Source organism: Cutibacterium sp. KBN10P07758, from assembly GCF_050286205.1.
In the GTDB taxonomy this organism is placed as follows: Bacteria; Actinomycetota; Actinomycetes; order Propionibacteriales; family Propionibacteriaceae; genus Cutibacterium; species Cutibacterium acnes.
In genome coordinates, this window is record NZ_JBNNQV010000001.1 from 2,437,526 (window position 1) to 2,460,146 (window position 22,621).

Annotated in this window: 19 protein-coding genes; 11 read left to right on the forward strand and 8 right to left on the reverse strand. The window is 61.8% G+C overall.

Features of this window, described 5'->3' with window-relative positions; all coding sequences use genetic code 11:
• The first annotated feature begins 64 nt into the window (after positions 1 to 64).
• Positions 65 to 1,435 (forward strand): sensor histidine kinase, encoded by a 1,371-nt coding sequence (locus ACOYO3_RS11945; RefSeq protein ID WP_002519827.1) that lies wholly within the window; start codon positions 65 to 67, stop codon positions 1,433 to 1,435.
• A gap of 18 nt (positions 1,436 to 1,453) precedes the next feature.
• On the opposite strand, the gene ACOYO3_RS11950 is transcribed toward ACOYO3_RS11945, so the two are convergent.
• Positions 1,454 to 2,428 (reverse strand): carbohydrate kinase family protein, encoded by a 975-nt coding sequence (locus tag ACOYO3_RS11950; RefSeq protein ID WP_002519826.1) that lies wholly within the window; start codon positions 2,426 to 2,428, stop codon positions 1,454 to 1,456.
• 66 nt (positions 2,429 to 2,494) lie between these two features.
• Here ACOYO3_RS11950 and ACOYO3_RS11955 point away from each other — a divergent pair, with 66 nt between their 5' ends.
• Positions 2,495 to 4,033, forward strand: coding sequence for a beta-N-acetylhexosaminidase (locus ACOYO3_RS11955; RefSeq protein WP_002515908.1), 1,539 nt, complete (start codon positions 2,495 to 2,497; stop codon positions 4,031 to 4,033).
• On the opposite strand, the gene ACOYO3_RS11960 is transcribed toward ACOYO3_RS11955, so the two are convergent.
• Genes ACOYO3_RS11960 through ACOYO3_RS11985 form a run of 6 tightly spaced genes read right to left on the reverse strand, consistent with a single transcriptional unit; the run spans position 4,017 to position 12,263 of the window.
• Positions 4,017 to 5,312, reverse strand: coding sequence for a glycoside hydrolase family 125 protein (locus ACOYO3_RS11960; RefSeq protein ID WP_002524588.1), 1,296 nt, complete (start codon positions 5,310 to 5,312; stop codon positions 4,017 to 4,019). The genes ACOYO3_RS11955 and ACOYO3_RS11960 overlap by 17 nt on opposite strands.
• Positions 5,309 to 5,953, reverse strand: a complete 645-nt coding sequence (locus tag ACOYO3_RS11965; protein ID WP_002525541.1) for an HAD family hydrolase — start codon at positions 5,951 to 5,953, stop codon at positions 5,309 to 5,311. Before ACOYO3_RS11965 ends, ACOYO3_RS11960 begins: the two co-directional genes overlap by 4 nt.
• Positions 5,947 to 7,002 (reverse strand): alkaline phosphatase family protein, encoded by a 1,056-nt coding sequence (locus tag ACOYO3_RS11970; RefSeq protein ID WP_002519822.1) that lies wholly within the window; start codon positions 7,000 to 7,002, stop codon positions 5,947 to 5,949. The genes ACOYO3_RS11965 and ACOYO3_RS11970 overlap by 7 nt, the downstream gene beginning before the upstream one ends.
• The gene (locus tag ACOYO3_RS11975) at positions 6,999 to 10,127 is read right to left on the reverse strand and encodes an alpha-mannosidase (RefSeq protein WP_002524586.1); all 3,129 of its coding nucleotides are present in this window, start codon (positions 10,125 to 10,127) and stop codon (positions 6,999 to 7,001) included. Before ACOYO3_RS11975 ends, ACOYO3_RS11970 begins: the two co-directional genes overlap by 4 nt.
• A complete protein-coding gene (locus ACOYO3_RS11980; protein ID WP_002515923.1) occupies positions 10,120 to 11,508 on the reverse strand; it encodes a 6-phospho-beta-glucosidase in 1,389 nt (462 codons plus the stop codon). Before ACOYO3_RS11980 ends, ACOYO3_RS11975 begins: the two co-directional genes overlap by 8 nt.
• Positions 11,505 to 12,263, reverse strand: a complete 759-nt coding sequence (locus ACOYO3_RS11985) for a DeoR/GlpR family DNA-binding transcription regulator (RefSeq protein WP_002515785.1) — start codon at positions 12,261 to 12,263, stop codon at positions 11,505 to 11,507. Before ACOYO3_RS11985 ends, ACOYO3_RS11980 begins: the two co-directional genes overlap by 4 nt.
• Positions 12,264 to 12,609: 346 nt before the next feature.
• Here ACOYO3_RS11985 and ACOYO3_RS11990 point away from each other — a divergent pair, with 346 nt between their 5' ends.
• The 9 genes from ACOYO3_RS11990 (at position 12,610) to ACOYO3_RS12030 (ending at position 22,112) form a co-directional block, all read left to right on the forward strand.
• Positions 12,610 to 13,914, forward strand: a complete 1,305-nt coding sequence (locus tag ACOYO3_RS11990; protein ID WP_002517297.1) for an ABC transporter substrate-binding protein — start codon at positions 12,610 to 12,612, stop codon at positions 13,912 to 13,914.
• Positions 13,915 to 13,998: 84 nt separating this feature from the next.
• On the forward strand, positions 13,999 to 14,895 hold the full coding sequence (locus ACOYO3_RS11995; protein ID WP_002524585.1) for a carbohydrate ABC transporter permease: 897 nt from the start codon (positions 13,999 to 14,001) through the stop codon (positions 14,893 to 14,895).
• On the forward strand, positions 14,892 to 15,722 hold the full coding sequence (locus ACOYO3_RS12000) for a carbohydrate ABC transporter permease (protein WP_002518585.1): 831 nt from the start codon (positions 14,892 to 14,894) through the stop codon (positions 15,720 to 15,722). Before ACOYO3_RS11995 ends, ACOYO3_RS12000 begins: the two co-directional genes overlap by 4 nt.
• Before the next feature lie 135 nt (positions 15,723 to 15,857).
• Entirely contained in the window at positions 15,858 to 16,406 is a 549-nt protein-coding gene (locus tag ACOYO3_RS12005) for a hypothetical protein (protein WP_002519817.1), read from the forward strand.
• Between the two features lie 18 nt (positions 16,407 to 16,424).
• On the forward strand, positions 16,425 to 17,081 hold the full coding sequence (locus ACOYO3_RS12010; protein WP_002515807.1) for a response regulator: 657 nt from the start codon (positions 16,425 to 16,427) through the stop codon (positions 17,079 to 17,081).
• 107 nt (positions 17,082 to 17,188) lie between these two features.
• Positions 17,189 to 18,223 carry an ABC transporter ATP-binding protein gene (locus ACOYO3_RS12015; RefSeq protein WP_002524584.1) on the forward strand — a complete coding sequence of 345 codons (1,035 nt, stop codon included), beginning with the start codon at positions 17,189 to 17,191 and terminating at the stop codon, positions 18,221 to 18,223.
• Positions 18,223 to 20,694, forward strand: coding sequence for an ABC transporter permease (locus ACOYO3_RS12020; RefSeq protein ID WP_002524583.1), 2,472 nt, complete (start codon positions 18,223 to 18,225; stop codon positions 20,692 to 20,694). The genes ACOYO3_RS12015 and ACOYO3_RS12020 overlap by 1 nt, the downstream gene beginning before the upstream one ends.
• 197 nt (positions 20,695 to 20,891) lie before the next feature.
• Positions 20,892 to 21,566: a hypothetical protein gene (locus ACOYO3_RS12025; RefSeq protein ID WP_002517276.1), complete on the forward strand. Its 675-nt coding sequence runs from the start codon at positions 20,892 to 20,894 to the stop codon at positions 21,564 to 21,566.
• 24 nt (positions 21,567 to 21,590) lie between these two features.
• Positions 21,591 to 22,112, forward strand: a complete 522-nt coding sequence (locus ACOYO3_RS12030; RefSeq protein ID WP_002519814.1) for a hypothetical protein — start codon at positions 21,591 to 21,593, stop codon at positions 22,110 to 22,112.
• Here ACOYO3_RS12030 and ACOYO3_RS12035 read toward each other — a convergent pair.
• Entirely contained in the window at positions 22,109 to 22,522 is a 414-nt protein-coding gene (locus tag ACOYO3_RS12035) for a hypothetical protein (protein WP_002515819.1), read from the reverse strand. The two genes, ACOYO3_RS12030 and ACOYO3_RS12035, sit on opposite strands and share 4 nt — an antisense overlap.
• Positions 22,523 to 22,621 lie beyond the last annotated feature (99 nt).

The following is a 22,621-nucleotide window of genomic DNA, read 5'->3' on the forward strand; positions in this document are numbered from 1 at the left end:
GCCCACGCGTCGCTAACTGGCGTGCCCAACCAATCTTCCACAGCTGGTTTCTAGAATTGCTGTTATGGAGGACACCGGATCGCAGACCTTGCCCACGGAGAACCGTTCCACCGGCTCCCGCGGGGCGGGGGTACGCGCCCGTCTCAATCGGTTCAATCCGAGCCGCAATAACGTTCCCCAAATCAACATCCCCGGTATGGAGGAGGTGCTGGACCCCAAGCTCGATGACGGCCGCCCGGCTGACACCGAACGGGCATGGTGGGGAGACGTCACCCTGACCCTCATCATGGCCGTAGTGACGATCGCCCCCTACCTCGTCAGTCTGGTGGAGTGGCCGCGCCCGGAGTACATCGCCGCCCTCTTGTCATCGATGGTCATGGTGGCCTCTCTGCCGATGCGTCGCGAGCATCCTCTTCTCATGATGACCTTGGTCGCTATCGGGGCTGCGATCCAGTTCTTCTTCGTGCCTTTCCCGGTGTTGAGCATCTTCGTCGTCCCGATCGCCTCCTACTCGGTGGCGAGGTGGGTCGACGGCCACCAATCCCGCTGGGTGCTGTGGGTGGGAGCCGTGGGGTCAGTCATTGGACCGATGAGGTGGATCCCCACCATTGCCGCCGGTTACGATCCCTCATCGGGAACGCCCTGGGTGCTACTGGTGCTGGCCATGACGGTGTGTGCGGGCCTCGTCCTCACCCCATACGCGGTAGGTCGACGACTGCGGGAGTCCGCCCTCATCGACTCCCAGCAACGCATCGTCAAAGCCCAGCGGTACCGGGCGATCCTCGCCGAACGTGAACAGCAGGCCAGGGTGGCCGAGGAGCGCACCCGTAACGAGATCGCCAGAGAGCTCCACGACATCGTCGCCCACTCGCTGTCGGTCATGATTGTGCAGGCCGAAGGCGGCAAAGCACTGGCGACGAAGAAGCCGGAGAAGGCCCCCGAGGTGCTTGAGACGATCGCCGAGACCGGACGTGAGGCCCTCCTTGAAATGAGGCGAATCGTCGGGGTGTTGCGTCAGGACACCGACGCCGAGTTCTCCCCCTCCCCTAGCCTGGCTGAAATTCCCGACCTGGTGGACAAGTCCGGGGTGAAAGTTGAACTCAAGGTGACTGGGGAGGAGCCGGTGGTCTCCCAGGCTCTTGGGCTTGTGATCTACCGAGTCGTTCAGGAGGCCCTCACCAACGTCCTCAAACACGCTGGCCCGAGCGCCCACGCCACTGTGACCCTGGCCTATTCACCTACCGCGATCTACGTGGAGATTCTCGACGACGGGTACGGGGCTGCCGTCCAAGGGGACGGTCGGGGACACGGTCTCCAGGGGATGCGAGAGCGCGTTACGTCAATGGGTGGGCAATTGTCGGCGGGGCCTCGCAAAGAGGGCGGGTTCCGCGTCATGGCGAAACTGCCGGTCCAAGCCGACTCCCGTCAGAGATGACCTCGGCTCCGACGTCACTTACCCCAACAGTTCGGGGAGGAACCCTAGCCGCTCCGGGGCCCGCGGTACCCAGGCGAGCACATCCTCAGGTGTGAGTGGTCCGGCAGTTCCGTGCACTCGCGAGGTGACAATAGCCCCCACCAGGGCGGCGACGTCGAGCTTGCGGGCCAACGGCACCTGCCACCCCCAGCACCAAGCCAGACCGGCCAAGGCGGCATCTCCGGCACCCGTGGTGTTGACCGGGTTTATGTTCACCGCCGGAACGTGAACCTCCTCGCCGGTACGAGAATCCACGCCGACGATCCCGTCACCACCACAGGTGACGACAACCACTGGAACGCGCTCGGCGAGGGCTCGAGCTGCCCGTACAGGGTCGTCGACGCCTGTAAGGTGCATCGCCTCAGCGGCGTTGGGCGTATAGCAGGTGCATCCTGACACCGCGTCAAGCAATCCGGGTTCGTATCCTTCCTCGAATCCGTGGTCTGCGATCACCGGAATCCCTGCGTCGGCGGCGTCATGTAGCCAGGCGTCAGCGGGAACCGACACATGGGTGACGATGACGTCAACTCCGTCAAGATTCGGTGCGGGAAGTGGGGCTGGTAACGCAGTTTCCACCGTCGTCATGGCCCGCTCGGTGCCACACGCCTGGCTCATCGTCACCGGGAGAGTCCAGCCAGGGTTGATCGGGCTTGGGGTCAGGTCAATGCCCCACTCGGTCAATTCCCGACGACACATCTCGGAGTTGGGGTCGTCGCCTAGACCTGTCAGTAACTGGACCCGAGCACCCAGGCTTGCCCCGATCCGTGCCGTGTTGGCGACCCCACCCCAGGTGGTGACGAAGTCGGTGCCGTAACGCTCCTCACCCAGACCGGGCAACTCGTCGATTCCAGAGATGACGAGGTCGCGGAAGGTGATACCGGCGGTAAGCAGCCGAGGATGACGGTTGACGGACATGGGCATGGCTCCTGTGCGCGATTGGTCGCCCTTCAGCATAGACAGCTACTAACCCCGGTAACCTGTGAAACACCCCATTGGCAGGCGATGCCCCGAGGAGTAGAGATGCCCACCAACGACACCCTCATCCGGGGCTTGTGCCCCCAGCCCCGCCAGGTACAACTCACCGAAGGACAATTCCCCCTGCCGTCGGTGCTCACCTGGACTGGCCCCGACGAGGTCATCAACGCCGTTACGATCCTCACCGAGCGACTGGCTCCAGCACTCGACGTCGTGCGAGCAACATCACACACCGACGATGCCTCCCTCACCGTCATAGTGGATCCCGCTTTAGAAGCGGAGGGCTATCGCATTGACATCGACGCGCAGGTCCGCATCACTGTCGGCAGTCCATCTGGAGCGCGTTGGGCAGTGCAAACCCTGCTCCAGCTGCTCACCCCGTGGGTTTACGGGCCCGGACCGCTAGCGCTGAAGCACCTATGCCTTCCGAAAGGCGTCATCGTCGATGCGCCACACCACAGTTGGCGCGGGGCCCATCTAGACGTTTCGCGGCATTTCATGCCCACCTCGTTCATCATGAACTTTTTGGACGTGCTGGCCGTACACAAGCTCAATCGGCTGCACCTACATCTCACTGACGATCAGGGGTGGCGTCTGCCGGTACCGGGCTGGCCGCGGCTGACCACGGTGGGCGCGTGGCGTCCAGGAACGGTACGAGGGCACCAACCGCCACCCGACGACAACGGCTGTGACGACGTCGCTGAGCACGACCACATACCCCACGGTGGTGCCTACACCGTCGACCAGCTGCGCGCCATCGACGAGCGAGCTCAGCTGTTGGGCATCACGGTCGTCCCGGAAGTCGATCTTCCGGGACACACCGAGTCGGTGGTGGCCGCCTACCCCGAGTTGGGCTGTGGAGCACCGATCAGCCATCCGCGCACCGCCTTCGGGGTGTCGGAGCACCACATCAACCTCACCGATGCTGCGCTGGGTTTTTGCCGCGACGTCCTGGATGCCGTGATGGAGATCTTCCCGAACTCGCCGATCCACATCGGCGGCGACGAGTGCCCCGGCAAGGAGTGGTTTGGACATAAGCCCACCCGCACCCGGCTAGCCGAGCTGGGCATCACGACCCCACACCAGGCTCAGGCGTGGTTCGAGCGCCAGATCTGTGGCCACGTCGTCGCTGCTGGGCGTCAGGTCATCGCCTGGGACGAGGTGTTGGAAGCCGGTGCGCCCGAGGAGGTCACCGTGATGGTGTGGCGGGATGCCGACGACATCGCCCGCGCTGCTGCCGCAGGTCACGATGTCATTGCCGCACCCGCCCGGCATACCTACTTAGATCACGGCATGGAGACGGGCCCGCAGGCACCGGTGACAATCGACGCCCCGATGACTATGAACGATGTCGCCGGGCTGCACGACGTGCTGGCCGCGGTGAACTCACCCCACCTGCTGGGTGGACAGTTCCAGTTGTGGACCGAATATCTGTGCACCCCTGCTCAGGTCGAGGATGCCGCCTTCCCGCGCGGCACGTCGATCGCCGAACAGTTGTGGACTGGCAACCCGGCTCGACCGCTGTCGGAATTAGAGGCCCAAACTCGCCGTCTCACCGCGATGGGGGTCAATTGGCACCGATAATGGCATCGATACCGGCCACGTTCATCATGAGCAGGCAGGCCATCGAGTTCGACCAACTGAACCACCCTCGGGTGAACCGAGTAGGGTCGGTTGGATCGAAGCTCTCGTGGGTCCAGCCAGTACCACCATCGGTGGCGAGGATCGTCTCCAGGCAGTCGCGGGCCTCCGCATCGTCCCCAGTGAGTCCCTGCACCGCCAAACCAATGTGCCAGATATAGCCCTTTGGACTGTGCGGGCTACCAATTCCCCGGGCTGCCGGGCCACTGAACAGGTACGGGTTAGCCGCGCTGAGCACCCAGCGGCGGGTGCTCTGGTAGAGCGGATCGTCACGACCGAGGTCACTGGTGAGAGGCAAAGACAACAGGGAAGGCATGTTCGCGTCGTCCATTTCCAGCACTGATCCAAGCCCGTCCACCTCGTAGGCAAGGTGGTCCTCGACGATGCCGAATTGCCTCACCCCGGCATCGATCTCATCGGCCAGCTTCGTGGCGCGTTCGACAAGATCCTCGTCATCCCAGACGCGACAGAACTCGCGAATTTGACGCAGGGCACGCATCGCCATGAACTGAGCCGGAATGTTGTAGCCGTAGCGGCAGGCGTCGTCGGAAGGGCGGAACCCGCTCCAGGTCATCCCGGTGTGTCCCACCGGAGTGCCCGAACCGTCGCGGCCGAGGGTGTCGGACGGCTCGGCGGGGCGCACATGGCGGTAGGTAGACCGCGCATGATCCTGCTCCAGGCTCCAGACGTCGATAATGCGTATGCACCCCTGGTGGACCGCACCGTTCAGATGCTCCGGGCTGCCGGTGGCCTGCCAGTACCGCCATGCCAGGTCGACGGGGAACGCCAGCGAGTCCACCTCGTATTTGCGCTCCCATAGCTCGTCGGCCACATCGAGGTCATCGGCGTCGAAGTGCGCCCCGGTTGGGCCGGAATTGAAGGCGTTGGCGTAGGGGTCAACGTCGATGCAGTGCCACTGGCGGGCGATAACGTCGCCGATCTGACGAGTCACCTCGGGGAGGTCGCACATAATCAGGAACGGCCACAACTGCGCCGAGGAGTCGCGCAGCCACATAGCCGGAATATCGCCAGTGACGACGAAGACGCCGTGCTCGTCGCGGGACATAGTGCGCGTCCACGTGTCCGTCATCCAGGCCACGAATCGGCTTGCAGCCTGCCGGCCCATCGCCTCGTCAAGGCCCTTGCCTACGCCCTGGCTGATCTTGGCACCGATCTCGTCTAGACGCTGCCGTAGGGCAGGTGTCAGCTCGCACGCCCTCATCGATGGGGTTCCCAGGAGGTCACCCGCTCATCGTCCAGCCCGGAAACCCACATGTCCCCCTGGCCCTTGAGTCTGCGTCCGACCGTGAGAACCCACGCTCCGGCAGCCCGTCCGGCACGCAATCCGAAAGCGGAATCCTCGATAACGACACATCTGCTCGGGTCGGCCCCTAGACGCCTCGCTGCGGTGAGGTAGGGGTCGGGGGCCGGTTTGCCGGCAGCGACCTCGTCCACCCCAAGGACGGTGTCGAACAGTTCCAGCCAGCCTTGTGAGGCCAATCCGTCACGCACCAAACGCGTCGGGGAATTCGACACCACAGCGATGGGTACATGACCCGACAGCCTCTTCACGAGGCGGTCAGCTCCGGGCATCGGCTCGGTGTTGCCAGCCAGGTTGGCGTCAAGGATGTCCATGAAACGCTCGACGGTGGCCTGGGGATCTGCCTGAGGGTGGTCTCGCAGATACAGCTCAACGACGTCGTCGACGGTGCCCCCGTCAACCTTGGCGCTGTCAGCGTCAGCCAGAGAAGTGCCCCACAGATGCTCGGATGCCACGCACCAGGCCGACAGGGTGTTGAGCAGGGTTCCGTCCATGTCAAAGAGGACGGCATCCACTTGCTGCGGCGGGTACATCGTCACCATTCAAAATCCATCTCTCTACTTGGGCCGATCGGTTCCACGTCACGCAAGACGCCGACGTCGCTGGCGTCCATATGGCCAGGGTGCACTCCCATTGCCTGCAGTAGCAGCGGCGTCACCTCGTGGCTGCGAAGGGCAGCGGTACGCAGCAACGGCTCGGGAAGCGTCCCACCGATGTGGTGGGCTGCCAGGAAGCTGCGACGTACCTCCACCTCGTCTTCCCCGTGACCCCCTTCGGGTTTGTGACCGTGATCGGTGGTGACGGCGACAAGCCACTGCTCCCCGAGCTGCTCGTGGCGCTCGGCGACGGCCTTGACAAGGTGACGGGTGAGCTCGTCGACATGCCCCACTGCCTGCTGGTACTGCTCGGAGTCCGCCCCGAAACTGTGTCCGGCGTGGTCGACCCCCTCGAAGTAGACGACGGCGGCGTCCGGGCCCTCGTGCAGCAGATGCCAGGCGGCCCACGACGACACTTGCTCATCAGCCCGGTCGATGCCTTGGGAAAGGTCGGGGCCGAAGAGCTGGTGCTGTCCGGTGCGCTGTTGGTCCACCCGCTGGTGAATGATCGGGCCGGGCCCGTAGGGGCTCACGAAGGCGTCCCAGGTAGCTGCGGCGAGGGTGCGCGCCGATGGGTTGGCGAAGAACACCTGGGAGAGGATGTCAGGGTGACGTGCCAGATCGTGGCCGACGAACTCGTTCCACCACACATTGCACTGCTCGTGGGTGGCGCCGGTGAGGATCGTCGTCCAGCCGGGGGCAGAGTCGGTGGGCGGGGTCATCCACATGGGGATGATCGTGCCCTGGGAGCGGTCATCCCCTCGCACCAGGCGAGCGAGGGTCGGAGCCAGGTTCTTCGGGGCTCGATCGACGGGCAGGGTGTGGTCCAGGGCCGGCGCCGGATGCTCGGGGACCGGCTCGCCCTGCCCCACGCCCCGCACGAATCGGGGATCGGCGGGGTGATCGGGGTGGGTGAATCCCGGATCGCGTTGCAATGCCTCAGGCAATGCGATGTCGAGGCGCAACCCGTCGATGCACACCAGGAGAAGTTTCATCGCTGGCTCACTCTCAGTGTCAGAATCTGGAAGGGACGCAGGGTGAGTTCCACCCTGCTGCAGGTGCTGGCCGGCAGTTGTTGGGTCGGCTCGTCAATCGGGTCCTCAAGCAGATCCACCTCGCTCACACAACCGTCCCGGTCCAGCAGTAGACGCACCCGACTGCGAGCACCCTCGGCTTCATGTATGCGTATGACAAGATCCCCAGACCCGTCAAAGGCCTGCTTGACGGCGTCGATGACAGCCGTGCCGTGCACCGGCTCGATCCGGGCCGTACTGGGCAGTTCCACCGTCCCGCTTCGCACCTGGAGCGGCTGGTTAAGCCGTGCCGCCTCGACGTGCGCGGACTCGACCCGGGCGTCGGTAAGCAGGCTGTAGACAAGGTGGTGACATCCCTGGTCGGGGTGAGGGTCTGGGCTCTGCGGTGAGCGCAACAGGGTGAGTCGGGCCATGACCCCCATAGTGGGGGTGTGCTCGTCCCCACCGGCCGGGCTCACGTCGTGACCATAGCTGGACTGGTTAACCAGCGCCACCGCGTACCTTGGCTCAGCCAGCAACATCCACTGCTGCCCGCAGCTCTCGAAGTGGGCATCGTCCCAGGAGGTATTGGCCTCGATTGGCCGTCCGATGTGGCCAAACTGGATCTCGTCACGGCTGGAGCGGGCGGCCACGTCGAGAGGAAAGTCCACCTTGAGCACGCGAGCCCGTTCGGCCCAGTCGACGTCGACGCTGAACTCCACCGCCCGACTGTCGGCGTCCAGGGTGATGGTCTGGACGAAGCTGGACTGATCGGCGTGGCGCTCCACGCGCACCTGGGCGCGCAGCAGGCTTTCGGTGACGCGCAAATCAGTGACCCGGTCCACCGGATCGCCGCTGTGACGGTACTGCTGCTGCAGCTCCCAAGCATCGAAGCAGTCGGGATAGTCTGGGTGCAGGACGAGCCGGTTGGCGCGCTGTCCAGACAGCAGGAGTTCGCGGTCAGATACCAGGTCAACAATCGAGTTCACCAGCCCGTCGCGAGTGTCAATACACACGTCGACGAGTCCGTTCGTCATCCGGATCGCGTCGCGACCTCGCTGCACATGCACCGGGTGCTCGGGGTCAACCACGGCATCGGTCAGCGATTTCGCCGCCATTGCTGGCACCTGCACGAGTACGGGTCGGTCACTGACAGTGAGGACCTCGCGCCGGTCCGCCTGGGACGGATTAACTAGGCTCACCCCCACAGTCTCGCCGCCACTCGCCTGCAATAGTGCCTGCCAGGCGTCGTCCATGAGCTGATTCAACTCGGCACGAATGGCGGTGAACTCGGCGATGGCCTCTTGGTTCACCCACGCGATCGACGATCCAGGAAGGATGTCGTGGAACTGCAGCAGCAGGGTGCGCTGCCACAGTTGTTCCAGCTGCTGGTAGGGGTAGGGGTGGCCGGTACGGGCGGCCATAACGGCGAGCCACTCGGCAGCCGCGAGCCCAACCTCGGCGCGTCGGTTGCCGTTCTTGAGGGGGTGGGCGGAGGTGTAGACGCCCCGGTGGAACTCCAGGTACATCTCACCGCGCCACACTGACGCCTGTGGATGGTCCTCCTGCGCCTGGTCGAAATAGTCGTCCGGAGAGCCCAGCCGCACCTGCGGCGCGTCCTCCAGGTCGGCGAACCTGCGGGCGCGTTCCACTTGTTCGGCGGTAGGTCCACCGCCGCCGTCGCCGTATCCGAATGGCAGGATTGAGCGTCTGGCCACGCCCTTCTCTTTGAAGTTTGCCTCAGCTTTCTTGACCTCTTGGGCGCTGACAACACAGTCGTAGCAGTCCACTGGCGGGAAGTGCGTCCAGATCCGGGTCCCGTCGATGCCCTCCCACCAGAAGGTGTGGTGGGGAAGCGTGTTCGCCGTGTTCCAGCTGAGTTTCTGAGTAAAGAACCAGCGCATGCCAGCAAGTCGAGCAATCTGAGGCAGCGCACCGGTGTAGCCAAAAGAATCCGGCAGCCATAAACAGTCCGGACGCACCCCGAGGTGTTCGCGCATCCAGCGCAGACCGCTGGTGAACTGTCTCACCAGCGATTCCCCGGAGGGCAGGTTAGCGTCGGACTCCACCCACATACCACCCACCGGATGCCACTGGCCACGCTCGATGGCCTCCTGAACGCGTTCGAAGAGCTCTGGTGAGGATTCTTGGAGCCAGGCATAGTGCTGGGCACTGGTGCAAGCGAAGTGGAAGTCGGGGTACTCCTGCGCCAGGGCGACAACATTGGAGAAGGTGCGCACCACCTTGCGGCGGGTCTCACGCAACGGCCATAGCCAGGCCGAGTCGATATGCGCATGTCCGATGGCCGTCATCTGTTGGGCTGATGAGTTTGCCCCCGAATCCAGGTACCCGGCAAGGATTTGCCGGGCCGGTCCGGCACCGGCGACGATCCCCTGGTGATCGACCTCGTCAGCAGCTTGTTCCAAGCCGCGGAGAAGTCTGGCGCGATGGGTGGACTCGGCTGGTAGCTGGCGCATGAGCCCGTCAAGAACGTCGATGTCAAGCCACAAGCCCCACACCTCATTGCGGCGCACCGAAAGCTCCGCTCCTTTGAACTGCCACAGCGGCTCATGTCCCGCAGTGCGACGATCCCCCAGCTCGGTGGGTCCTCCCAAGTGCTGGGTCATGTCGGGGTTGCCGGCGGCCTCTACCCACAACTCGACGTCCCCGTCGGCCCCAATGAGCGGCTCGCCCTCTTTGGTGAATCGGGCAGCGAGCGCCCCATGGTTAAGCCCGATCCGGTGGTTGCGTGGGTTGAGGGCCTTGAGAGGGCGTCCGTTCGCGGTGTAGACCATCGCTTCGGACTGGTTACCAGCCCAATCACCAACGAATCCAAGGTCCATCGAGAGATCGACCTCTTCACCAGCGTGGCTAGCAGGCAGGGTGCCGGTAACGTGCAGCCACCAGGTGCTCCATGGAGCACCCCACCACGTCCCGGGCGGAAATGGCTGGTAATTGGCGGCAGCGGCCTCCTTGAAGCTCACTGGCTCGCCGGGGACCTGCCAGGCCGTCACCTGCAATGGACAGATCTTCTCGGTGATTTCTCGTTCGAGACGTTCCTTGAGATGGCCAATCCGGTCCTGGATGAGTTCGGTGTGATCATGCATGGGCGTCCTTGAGGTACTCCAGGCCGTCGAAGGCGTCAGCGAAGTCGTCAAGCAGCTGTTCGGCGACGTGAACGGAGTCAACAAGCGGGTGGTGGCTCAGGGCCAGCAGGGCGGCGGTACGGCTGTGGTTAACAGCAGCGTCGATGGTGCGTTGTTCTACGTACTTGGCGTTAACGACAAGTCCTCGGGCATGGTCGGGCAGCGCGGGAGTGGGCAGCCGGTGAATCCCGGCACCGTCTACCCGGCACGGGACCTCCACGACGGCCTCGTCGGGCAGGTCGGGAAGGGCCCCGTGGTTGGCGACGTTGAGGATGAGCTCGGCGGGTACGTCGTTGGCGATGGCGTGCATGATCGCCAGCGCAACCTTGTCGTATCCGCCGGTCTCTAAGTCGGCTTCATCGCGCTCGAATTCACCCGAGACCTCGCGATTGGTGGCCATGTAGGTCTCCTCTCGCTCCAGACGGGTGGCTTCCCATAGGCCAGCGACATCGTCAGTGTGTTGGGCCTGGGTGTAGAACTGGTTCTGCTGGGCCTCCAGGAAGGCTCCGCGCGGGGCTTCAGCCTTCCGATCGGCGGCGAGGTCGTCTCGGGAATAGTAGTAGTAATGCAGGTATTCGTTAGGCACGGCGCCCAAGGCTTGCACCAGGTCGGCACCGAAGAGACGACCTTCCTCGAAGCTCTCAATGAGGTCGGGTCGCTCAAGCAGACGCGGCAGGACGTCGACCCCATCAACGTTTAGGCTGGTAAGCCAACCTAAGTGGTTGAGTCCGCTGTAGCCGATGTGAATGCGCCCGTCGCCGTCGAATAGGGACCCCAGGTCGGCCGGTGCCAGCCCGGCACGCTGCAGGGTGGTGAGGATGCGACGGGCCAGACCCACTGGAGAGTCGCAGATGCCCACTACCTGGTCTCCCAGGCGACGCTGCATGACCTCAGTCATCACCCCCGCCGGGTTAGTGAAGTTGATGACCTTGGCGTCGGGGGCATACCGCGTGATCTGCTCGACGAGGTCGAGTACCACCGGGATCCCCCGCAAAGCATACGAAATACCGCCAGCTCCTACGGTCTCTTGACCGATGACCCCGCGAGCCAGGCACATCGACTCATCGAGGGCACGTCCATGGGTGCCGGCGACGCGGATGGCCGAAAAGATGAAGTCGGTTCCCGCCAAAGCGGTGGGCAGGTCGGTGGTAGCTACCACTGACGGCGCGTGAGGCAGGGCGCGGGCCAGCTGGGCTACCACCGTCTCGATGACGCCTAGCCGGAGCGGGTCGGTGTCGTAGAGCCGCAGTTCGGTGACTCGTTGCGGCGAGGTGTCGTGAGCAAGGGCCTTAAATACCAGCGGAACGCGGAATCCTCCGCCACCGAGGATGGTGAGCTTCATGCGGTAATGACCTCCACTGTTGATTCGCAGTGTGCGTCGAAGTCCGGTGGCAGCGGCCCGGTGGTAATGACGCCACTGACCTCCTCGAGGGTGAACGGGGAATGCGCTCCGACGCCCGGGAATTTCTCGGAGTCGACGAGCAAGTAGCTCCGACTCGCGGCAGCGATGATCGCCTGCTTGATGTAAGCCTGGGAACGACTCGTATCTCGAACTCGCCCGTTAGCACTCACCCCTGAGCAGCCTAGGAAGGCCAGATCAGCTTGGTGGCGGGTCAGCGCGTCAGCGACGAACTGACCGTCAAAGCACTGGTACCGCTCCGACCACACTCCCCCGAGCACGACAACGGTGACGTCCGGGGCGGTTCTGAGAGTCTCAAAGACGGGCAGGGATGCAGTAAGCACGGTGATGGAGCGCCCGGTGAGCAGCCCGGACAGGTGGTGGACGGTGGTGCCGATGTCCATGATGATCGTGTCGCCGTCGTGGATAAGCTCGGTGGCCTTGCGGGCGATCGCAGCTTTGGCCTGAGTGTGATGGTTCATGACGTCGCCGAAGTGGTCGTCCACGCTCGTAACGAGTTGGATACCTCCCCAGGAACGCTCGATGATGCCCTTATTTTCCAGGGCGATGCAATCGCGTCGGGCCGTGGCCATACTCACGTTCAGATTCCGAGCGACGTCGACGGTTCGCATGGCAGGCCGGTCCCGGAGCAGTTCGACGATCGCGTCGTGACGAGCGGCCTTGAGCATGTGCCCCATGGTACCGATCCATGACCATCCGTCTACACAATTTCGTCATTTCAATCATTTTTCAGCAACTCATCGCCCACCGACCGCTACAGTGATCTCACAAACCAACCTTTGTCGGTTGGTTTGACCATACTCGAATCAAGCATTGACAAGGTTGTTGCCTGGAGATCACCTACAGTTAACCTCAGTTGCACACAGTCGTGACACCCTGAATCCTTGGCGGGTACACAAGCCCCAAATATTCCCCGAGAAGGCGTTCGCACCACGAAGGGACAGGCCCACGTCCCGCCGACATCTGAACATTATTGAGCGATTTTGTCAGTGACGATTCCCGTTCAACCCAAGGAGGGACCTCATGAATCTGTCGCGTCGTCATCTGCTCTCCGGCGGTTTCGCCGGGCTGGGCGTGTTGGGAGTGTCGGCGTTGACCGGATGCTCCACCTCCACCGAGCCCAAGTCCGATACGGGCGCCGGTGACGCTAAGAAGCTCGTCCTATGGATGTGGCCAGAAGGCTTCGACAAGCAGACGTTAGCTACCGTCGCCAAAGCGCAGCCGTCTTATAACGTGCGTCAGGACATCATCGGCGGCGATTTCAAGCAGAAGCTCACAACGACCTTCACTGCGGGCTCCGGGCTACCCGACCTTACCGGCGTCAAGGGTGAGGACATCGCGTTCTTCCGTGACCACGCTGGGTACTTTGTTGACCTCAATACTCTCGGCGCCAAAGACATCGAGTCCGACTACCTGGGCTGGAAGTGGGCCCAGGCGACCACCACTGACGGCAAGCAGCTGGGCATCCCCTCCGACATCGGTCCCACAGCCCTGTTCTACCGGGCTGACATCTTCGAGCAGGCCAAACTTCCCAGCGATCCTGACCAGGTTGCCGCCCAGATGACCACCTGGGATGCCTTCATCGAGTTCGGTACCAAGTTGTTAGCCGCCAAGAAGAAGACCTACCTAGTGCGCAACGCCGCTGGTTTGTTCGGCACGATCTGGCCGCAGTCGGGCAAGGGATTCATTGACGAGAAGAAGACCTTCATCGGTGACCAGGACCACATTCGCAACGCGTGGGACATCACCGTCAAGGCACTCAAGGCCGGCATCATCGCTACGATCCAGTCCGACACCTCCGACGCCGCAGCCGCTGTCAACGAGGGACGTTTGCCTGCCGATTTCGGTGCCTCCTGGCACCTGGCTGACCTCATGGTTGATGCCCCCCAAACGAAAGGAAAGTGGCGGGTGTGCGCCCACCCTGGCCCGGCTATCAACCAGGGAGGCTCATTCCTGTCTATCCCGGCCGGCGCCTCGGATCCCAAGGCATCCTTTGCCGCGATCCGCGAGCTGCTCAGCGTAAAGTCCCAGATACGCGAGTACGTCCACAATGGCAACTTCCCCGTCTCCCCGAAAGCCTACGACGATCCGAAAGTCTCGGGTCCAGTGGACTTCCTTGGCGGTCAGCATGCGGCGAAGGTCTTCGGCAAGGCTGCCGAGTCGGTACGTCCGCTCTTCGAGGACTCGAACTCCGGCGCCGTCTCCGCCCCGTTTGCGGCCCAGCTCGAGCGGGTCGAATCCTCGGGAAAGAATCCGGAAACTGCCTGGCACGATGCCGTCTCCGAGGCTAAGCGCATCGCCAGGCAACTGCATCTCACCGTCAGGTGAGGCGTCTGTACCGAGATGAGTTCACCACATACCGTCACCGCCACGCCCACGGACGAGCTGCATCACCCGTCCGTGGGTCGGCGAATGCGCAAGGCTTTGCCGATCTATGCCGCTTTGAGTCCGTATTTCTTCTTTTTCCTTGTCTTCGCCGCTATACCGATGATCTTTACCCTGCTACTAGCCTTCACTGACTGGTCAGGCTTGGGGAGTGGCCATTTCGTCGGTTTAGAGAATTTCACCTATCTCATCAGCGACCACCTGTTCTACAAGTCGCTGGGCAACACGCTTATTCTGTGGGCGATGGGCACGATCCCGACACTCATCATTGCCACGATCGTCGCCCTCATGCTGAACAAGACGATGCGGTTCTCTACGACCTATCGGGTCATTTACTTGGTCCCGAATATCACGTCCATGGTGGCTATGGGAATCTTGTTCAGCTCGATTTTCTCCAGCCAGTTCGGCCTGGCCAACGCCGTGCGCAACTTGCTAGGTCAGGAAAATATCGCCTGGTTGCAAAACGAGTGGGGCATCAAGATCGCCATCTCGTCCCTGACAGTGTGGTCATTCGTCGGCTATAACGCACTGCTCATCCTCGCCGGTCTGCAAGCCATCGACAAGACGCAGTATGAGGCGGCTGCCATTGACGGGGCCAACGGGTGGCAGACGTTCTTCCATGTCACCTTGCCCCAACTTCGTGCCATCGTCTTGTTCATCACCCTCATGTCGACGATCGGTTCGTTGCAGAGCTTCACCGAGGCGCAGGTGCTCACGAGTTCTCAGTCCGCCGGGGCGGCCTCGGCAGGCGGGGTGAACAATTCCGGTTTGACGATGGTGCTCTACTTCTACTCAGTGGCCTTTCAGGAGAACCGATACGGCTATGGAGCGACGATCGCCTGGGGAGTATTCGTCGTTGTGCTGTTCTTCTCGATCATTAACTGGCTCGTTACCCGCGAGCATGATCGCAAGGTGGCACGATGAGACGGCGGGTGCACATCGGGGCGTTCTTCCGACACCTGTTCCTCATTCTGGGCGGGCTGATCTCGCTATTCCCGTTCTACTGGATGTTCGTGCTAGCCAGCCGGCCATCCTCAGTGATCTACAAGTATCCTCCGGTCCTTACCCCCGGCAACCGTCTGGGCGAGAACGTTCATACCATCACCGATAAGGTCAACATTTGGGCGGCTATGGCCAACACGGCTCTCGTGGCGACCACGGTGTCGGTACTTGTGTTACTCATCTCGTCGCTGGCAGCTTTCGCCTTCGCCAAGTTCGATTTTCCCGGCAGGAACGTGCTCTTCGTGATTGTCCTGGCGACATTCTTGCTTCCCACCCAACTCGCGACGATCCCGCAGTTCGTCCTCATGAGCAAGATCGGGTGGGTAGGCGACCTCAAGGCCGTCATCGTGCCCTCCCTAGCCAGCTCGTTCGGGGTGTTTTGGCTGCGACAGTACGCTACGAATGCCATCCCGAAGGAACTGCTGGAGGCTGCCACGCTAGATGGGTGCGGGTTCTGGCACCAGTACGTGCACGTGTGCCTACCGATTATTCGTCCTGCCATGGCATTCTTGGGGATCTTCACCTTCATCGGCTCGTGGAATGACTTCATGTGGCCCCTTATCGTCCTCAACGATCCCAGCAAACTGACCCTGCAGGTAGCCTTGAGCCAACTCAAGACGGCACACGGCACCGACTACGGCATGCTCATGGCTTCTTCGCTCATTGCTGTCGTCCCACTGCTCGTCGTGTTTGTCATCGGTGCCAAGCAACTCATCGCCGGTATCTCGGAGGGAGCAGTCAAGAGTTAAGCCGCATCGAGGAGAGGCCAACCACGGCGGCAGCGCTGTCGATCGAAACCGCATCGCGCCCAGGGGTTCTCGTTGCTGAGGTTCGCCAGAACGTGCCTGTGGTCATTCACAGCCTCGCAGCAAGAACTACGATTCATGTGCGGTGTGACGCTGGATGATCGAGATATGAAATACTATTACGCTGTGTTAACTCATGGCATCACGAGAAAACTGGACATCCTGCTCCTCACCGTGGCTGTGGCACTTGGGTTTTTCGGACTGGATGCGTGGGTAATCCTCCCGGAATCCCACACACCGCTCGTCAAGTCATTAGGCATCCCTGCTGCATCGTGGCTTGTGGCATTGATCCTCGGCCTGATATTGCGTCCGTTTCCCACCAAACTAACCGGCAAGGTTGACGCCAACGCGATGGAGGCTGCCATCGCCAAGAAGACGATCATGGCGTTCTGTGGAATGACCTGGCCTGCGCTCATCCTGTTCGTTCTCGCGTTCTTGCTATACCTACCACGCTCATTCGTCTTGCTCGCCATGATTGCCCACGGCGCGACGCTGTTCCTCCTTCTTCACTCGACCGATCAGCGTCTAGAGCAATTCGCCGAGACCTGGTGCGGCGACCATTACGACCCAGCGAATCCAGAGATCGACACATTCCTGCACGGCACGCGATCGGTAAGCTTCGACTGACGAGCAACTGGAGGTGCCATGCCCGATCCGATTCGCGTCATCCTCGTCGACGACCAGTCCCTGGTCCGTTCGGGGTTTCGTATGCTCATCGAATCCGAGGATGACATGGAGGTCGTCTCGGAGGCGTCAAACGGCCTCGAGGCCCTTGACGTGCTACGTCGAATGCCTGTCGACGTCGCCCTCATGGACATCCGGATGCCGCAGATGGACGGTGTCGAGGCCACTCGACGCATCACGGCGTCCCCACTGGATACCAAGGTGCTGATTCTGACCACCTTTGACCTCGACGAGTATGTGTACGCCGCTCTCAAGGCCGGCGCCTCGGGGTTCCTGCTCAAGGATGCCCGCCCCACGGAACTGCTGAGCGCTATCCGCAATGTTGCTGACGGCGACGCTGTCGTCGCACCATCGGCCACCCGCCGCTTGCTCGACCACGTCGTCCCCACCCTGCCTAACGATCCCAAGGCCGCAGATAAGAGACTGTCGGTCTTGACAGATCGCGAGAAGGAAGTGCTGGTAGAGATTGCAAAGGGAGCGACGAACGCCGAAATCGCGCAGACCCTCTACATGGCAGAAGGAACTGTGAAAACTCACATCGGCCGACTACTATCGAAATTAGAGTGCCGCGACCGGGTTGGCCTCGTGCTGTTTGCCCATGAGGTCGGCCTTCTTTGAGATACCTAATCCGTACTCAATACTGGGCATCATAAACGTCCGTCTTTTTCACGTCACCTAAGGCGTGAGGGGGTGTCGGCTACTAGTCGATACCCTCTTCGGGAACCATGAAAGGCATCATGAGCGACCACGACCGACCTTACGAATCTGACGAACCCCAGCACTCGCTGGACCATGCGATCCCGAGCGAGCCAGGATCTTTCGAGCCACCCCGATATGGCACCTCATCGGAGTGGAGCGGTGACTCGTTGCGACCTATCGGTGAGCAGGATCGGGAACTAGGTCAGCCCTGGGGACTACAGGCACCGGCTCCTCAGCCGCCCCACACTGCCAAGCCTTTCCCTGCCCACCCCTTTAACACCGCCACCCCGGCCCAACGCGGTGGCCTCGCTCCTGGGCTCCTCAATACTCCCATAGAGACCGACGCCGCAGCCGGCATGCAGCTCACCAAGATCTTCGGAGAAGGGGAAACCCGCGTCACCGCCCTGAATTCAATTAGCGTTCGCTTCACCCGCGGCACCTTCACCGCGATCATGGGACCGTCGGGATCTGGCAAGTCAACTCTCATGCACTGCCTGGCTGGCTTGGATCGCATAACCTCAGGGCAGGTATTCCTGGCTGGTATGGAGATTTCGAATCTTCCTGATGCCAAGCTGACGACTCTGCGCCGCGACAATGTCGGGTTCATCTTCCAGTCGTTCAACCTGCTGCCGATGCTCACCGCTGAGGAAAACATTCTGCTTCCTCTGGACTTGGCCGGACGCAAGCCTGACAGGGCGCTGTGGGACCAGTTGATCACCGGCCTGGGCATTAGCGACCGGCTTAAGCATCGTCCCTCGGAGCTGTCGGGCGGCCAGCAGCAGCGTGTCGCTTGCGCCCGAGCCATGATCACCAAACCGCACGTCGTCTTTGCTGACGAACCTACCGGTGCGTTGGACTCAAAGTCAGGCGCAAACCTCCTGGGTTATCTGCGCCACTGCGTCGACGATCTAGGGCAGACGATCATCATGGTCACTCACGACGCAAAGGCCGCATCCTATGCCGACCGCACCCTCATGTTGTTAGACGGCCGCATCGTCGACGACATTGCCTCCCCCACCGCCGAATCGGTGAGCGAGGCAATGGCCGGATTGGAGGGCTGATGTTCACTGAGGCTCTCAGAGAGCTGCGTCACCATCCCGGTCGGTTGGTCGCAACCCTCATTGCCATTGCAGTGTCGGTTGGGTTCCTCGTTGGTATCTCGATGTTCGTACGTACCCAGGGTGTGGCGCTGGGCAAGGAACAGGCCGTTGCCACCTCGAAGGCCGACGTTGTCGTCGACACCGGCGGAGCGGTTGCCGACCCCGATGAGGTCACCCGAACTATCAAAGAAACCCAGGGGGTCGCGGCTGTTGACACCGTGCTGTCGACGTCCATGCCGGCAGCCCACGGACATGATTCGGTGATGATCGACCTCCACCAGGTTCCGGCAGAGCCCTTCCGCTGGTCGACGGTCAAGGACGGGTCCTGGCCGTCGAAGGCCGACGAGGTCGCTCTGTCCGAAGATGCTGCCAAGCGACTCCAGGCCAGCATCGGCGATACCGTTGCGTTCAGCGGTCATGACCTCAAGGTGGTCGGCATCACCGACGACCCCTCGGCTCTGCAAACTGCTCCGGCTTATGTGGGCCAACTTCCCGGCCAAACCCCCGATACCTGGGTCGTCAAGGCCAAGGATGGGACGGCGCCGGGACAACTCGTCACCAACCTCGAGAAGACCCTGCCGAAGATTAAGGACGCACCGCAGTTCAATAAAGACGACGCCGGCGCCACGATCTCGACGGCTGACTCTTTCCAGAAGAAAACCATCAATAGTCTGACTGAGGACTTCGATGTCACCAAGTACATGCTTATGGTCTTTGGTGCTATCGCCCTGTTAGTGGGAGCGATTATTATCACGACGACCTTTCTCATTCTGTTGGCTCAGCGACGTCGCCAGATCGGCCTCATGAGGGCTGTTGGAGCGTCGAGCGGCCAAGTGAGACGACGAGTCCTCGCCGAGGCGATCGTGCTCGGCGTCCTTGGATCGATGCTGGGGGTCGTGCTTGGCATCCTGTTGACCGTTGCCGGCACGGCTTATACCGGGGCTTTAGCCTTCGGGTTAGCCTGGCCGTGGGGTGACATTATCGTCGAGTTCCTCATCGGCATCGTCATCACTGTGTTGGCGGCCTTCCTGCCGGCACTGCGGGCAACTCGAGTGGCACCATTGGAGGCACTGCGCCCAGTACCGACCGTGGAACAGAAACGTCGCATCGGTATTGCGAGGATCGTCGTCTGCTCCCTGCTTGCAGTGGCTGGAATTGCGCTATCTGTGGGGGCCATCGTCGGAACCGGTACATCAATCATCACGATGGCAATTCTGTCAGCAATGTGTCTGTCTCTAACTTTGCTCATCGCGACCCCGCTGTACGTGCCGTGGTTGATCCGTGCCATGGGATTCCTGCTGCGACCTCTCGGGCCCACAGCACGGCTATCAACCTCAAACGCCAACCGCAACCCGACTCGCACTTCTCTGACTGCGGTGGCCCTTATGTTGGCTATCGGTTTGTCGGTGACCTTACAGGTGGGCATCTCGACGACGCGCACGACGGTCATGGACCAAATCAACGAGCACTTCCCGATCGACCTCACCCTCACGAACCGCCCCTCTTACGACCCAAATACCGGCCAGGAGACGGCGAGCACGCTCGACACGTCAGCCCTAAAGACGGTGCAGGACCTGCCGAACGTCAAGGACTCCATCGTCCTCAAAGGTGGGTTCGCCGAGAGTGATCTGTCCCCTCACGCCCATATGTTGTCCGGAAACCCTGACGAGATCGCCAAGGTGGCACCCTCCATCGCCAAGGAGATGAAGCCGGGGGTCGCACTGATAACTTCCATAGACAACCCGCCGCAGACTATGACCTTCACCTCTTCCAAAGGCAAAGTGACTCTCAAGGTCACGAAGGTCCACGGGCTTTCTGAAGGCGACGTCGTGGTCAATCAAGAGGACTTGAAGAGGATCGTGCCTTCCGTGACTGACCAGTCCATCTGGGTCCACCTGGACGACCGCAGCAATTTGGCCTCCACTCTGACGGTGATGATGTCCATGTCGAGCAGTAGTTCGCAGCATATGGACATCGGTGGAGGCGCCCTCATCGGCGGAATCGTCGAGCTGATCCTCAAGGTCCTGCTGATGGTGATGACGGCCCTGCTCGGTGTGGCGGTGCTCATCGCCCTCATCGGCGTGGCCAATACCTTGAGCCTGTCCGTGCTGGAGCGGCGTCGGGAATCTGCGCTGTTGCGGGCTATGGGCATGCAGCGGCGTGGATTGAGGTTGATGCTGCTGTACGAATCGATCCAGGTCGGAATGGCCGGCGTCATCGTGGGAATAGTTGCTGGGTTCTACTTCGCCTGGCTGGGCATTCGGTCGGTGTTCCGCGTCGCCTCGGACACCATCCCTGTGCACTTCTCGATCGATTGGCCATGGACCCTCAGTCTCATCGCGATCTGCCTGGTGGCGGCATGCCTGGCCTCGGTGTTGCCGGGCAGACGAGCCGCCAAAGCGATTCCAACCGAGGCGCTCGCCAACGAGTGAGACCTTGTGCGGGAAGCCGTGAACCGGCCGTGTCCTTCGGGGCACGGCCGGTTTTCGCAGCGATTCATCGGACAACACCAGACGAGATAGAGGCAACACCGGTGTAGGAAAGGGCAACACCTACACGGATGCGGACAACACCGCAGACAACACCACTTCGATGGGCTTAGGGCATCGCCCATCCGAAAGGTGCTGCCATGACCTTCACGTCCACTACACCCCGCCGCCTCCGTTCCCTCTGGCAAGAGTTGTGCTCCCACCCCCGCGCCCCGTGGCGCACCGACTTAATCTGCCGCGGGTGCTACCCAGAGGATCTTCCCCAACGGCTGCGTCAAGACGACGCTGCCGCACTTCGCGCCCTTATCGCCGCCCGCAGCGGGGCCGGTCAGACATCCGAATTCGCCGGGATGGCGCTGATTCAGGCGATTCTTCCTACCCTGGTCACGATCGCCAATCGTGATCATCAGGCCTGTCTCGATGACTACATCGGCGAGGCCTGGGTAGTTATCGTCACTTTCCCGTTGTCCCGTACTAACAAGGTGTGCACAAATGTGGCCTTGGACTGTCTACATGCCATTTCATCTCGACGCCAGCACAGCAGCCCAGAAACCCCTGCCGAATCAATCGACATCAGCGCACCAGAGATGCAAGAACCAGGGCAGGTGGCGTCGGACTTGCTCAGTGCAGCTGAGGAGCTCGGAATCATCACTCCGACAAGCGCGCCAGTATTGCGTAGTGTGTGGGTGGAGGCATTGGATTGCACTACCGCCGCACAACGTCATAACACCAGCCCTACAGCGGTGCGAGCTCGATGCTCTCGGGCGAGCCGGGCCATGAGGCAGCATCGTGACGAGTTGCTCGCCGCGTCGTGAATGAGGTTGCGATGCGTGCGACGTATGCTGTTCGCTGTGACGAAGTTCAAGCGTGTCATGGCTCTGCTCGGGGTGATCTATCTCGTGACTGTGGGAGGCTTGTACTTCGTGCTAGCTGACCGCAGCGACAATTTCATCCATGATGGCCAGATCATCCAGGGAACCGTGACAGCTGTCTACTCGCACCGCTCCGTCAGTACCGGTGCTACCAAGTACCTCATGCATGCCGAGGGCGGCAATGTTGCGCTCATTTCGTACACCTACGACGGGGCGACGGATACGGTCTGGTCGAACCCCTACCGTGACATCAAGAAATACCACGTGGGTCAGAAGGTCGATCTAGTGATCCGAGCCACACCGAACCATCCGGATGACGCCATCGTGACGGTGCGTGACCACACCATCCTGGGCTTGCGTCTCATTCCTTGGGGATTCCTCGCCAGCGCCGTCATTATGACGGCATGGTTCGGACGTGACTACTTGAGGTCCAAGAGACGCCGTCGACTAGGTGGTCAGCGTCACGCCCCGGCCGCCGTCGAAGCCTAACGAGAGTCAATCAGCCACGTCAGGAACTCTTTAAGTTCTCCAGTCTCACCGTCGCGACCGCCTCTGCCAATATGCATCGGGGGCAGGGAAGGGTGAAGCTTGACCCCGCGCAGTCGCTCAGCGAAGCCACCGGTGACGACGAGGTGGTAGTACTCCCCGTTTTCTCCGATGGCGAGGGAATGCTTGGCGTTAAGGTACCAGCCTCGTTTGTCAGTGCGCGCCTCGTGGCCGTCCATAAGTTGAGCGCGCAGCGGCACTGGTGTCATCCCCTGAGCGCGAGCCATGACGAGGAAGTCATCGATGAGTCGCTGGGCCTGAACAGCCTCCTGACGGCGCGCTCTCTCCTCAAACTCGATACGGAGGCGGGCATCCTCGGCACGTTTGCTGGTCACGAGTTGAGGGTACGGCATCCCCGCAACAAGCCTGAACTGTGTTGTCCGGAGGCGTTACACAACGCCGATGGTTGGAACCAGCTTGGGGACGCGGCACCACTGCGCGCCCCCGAACCG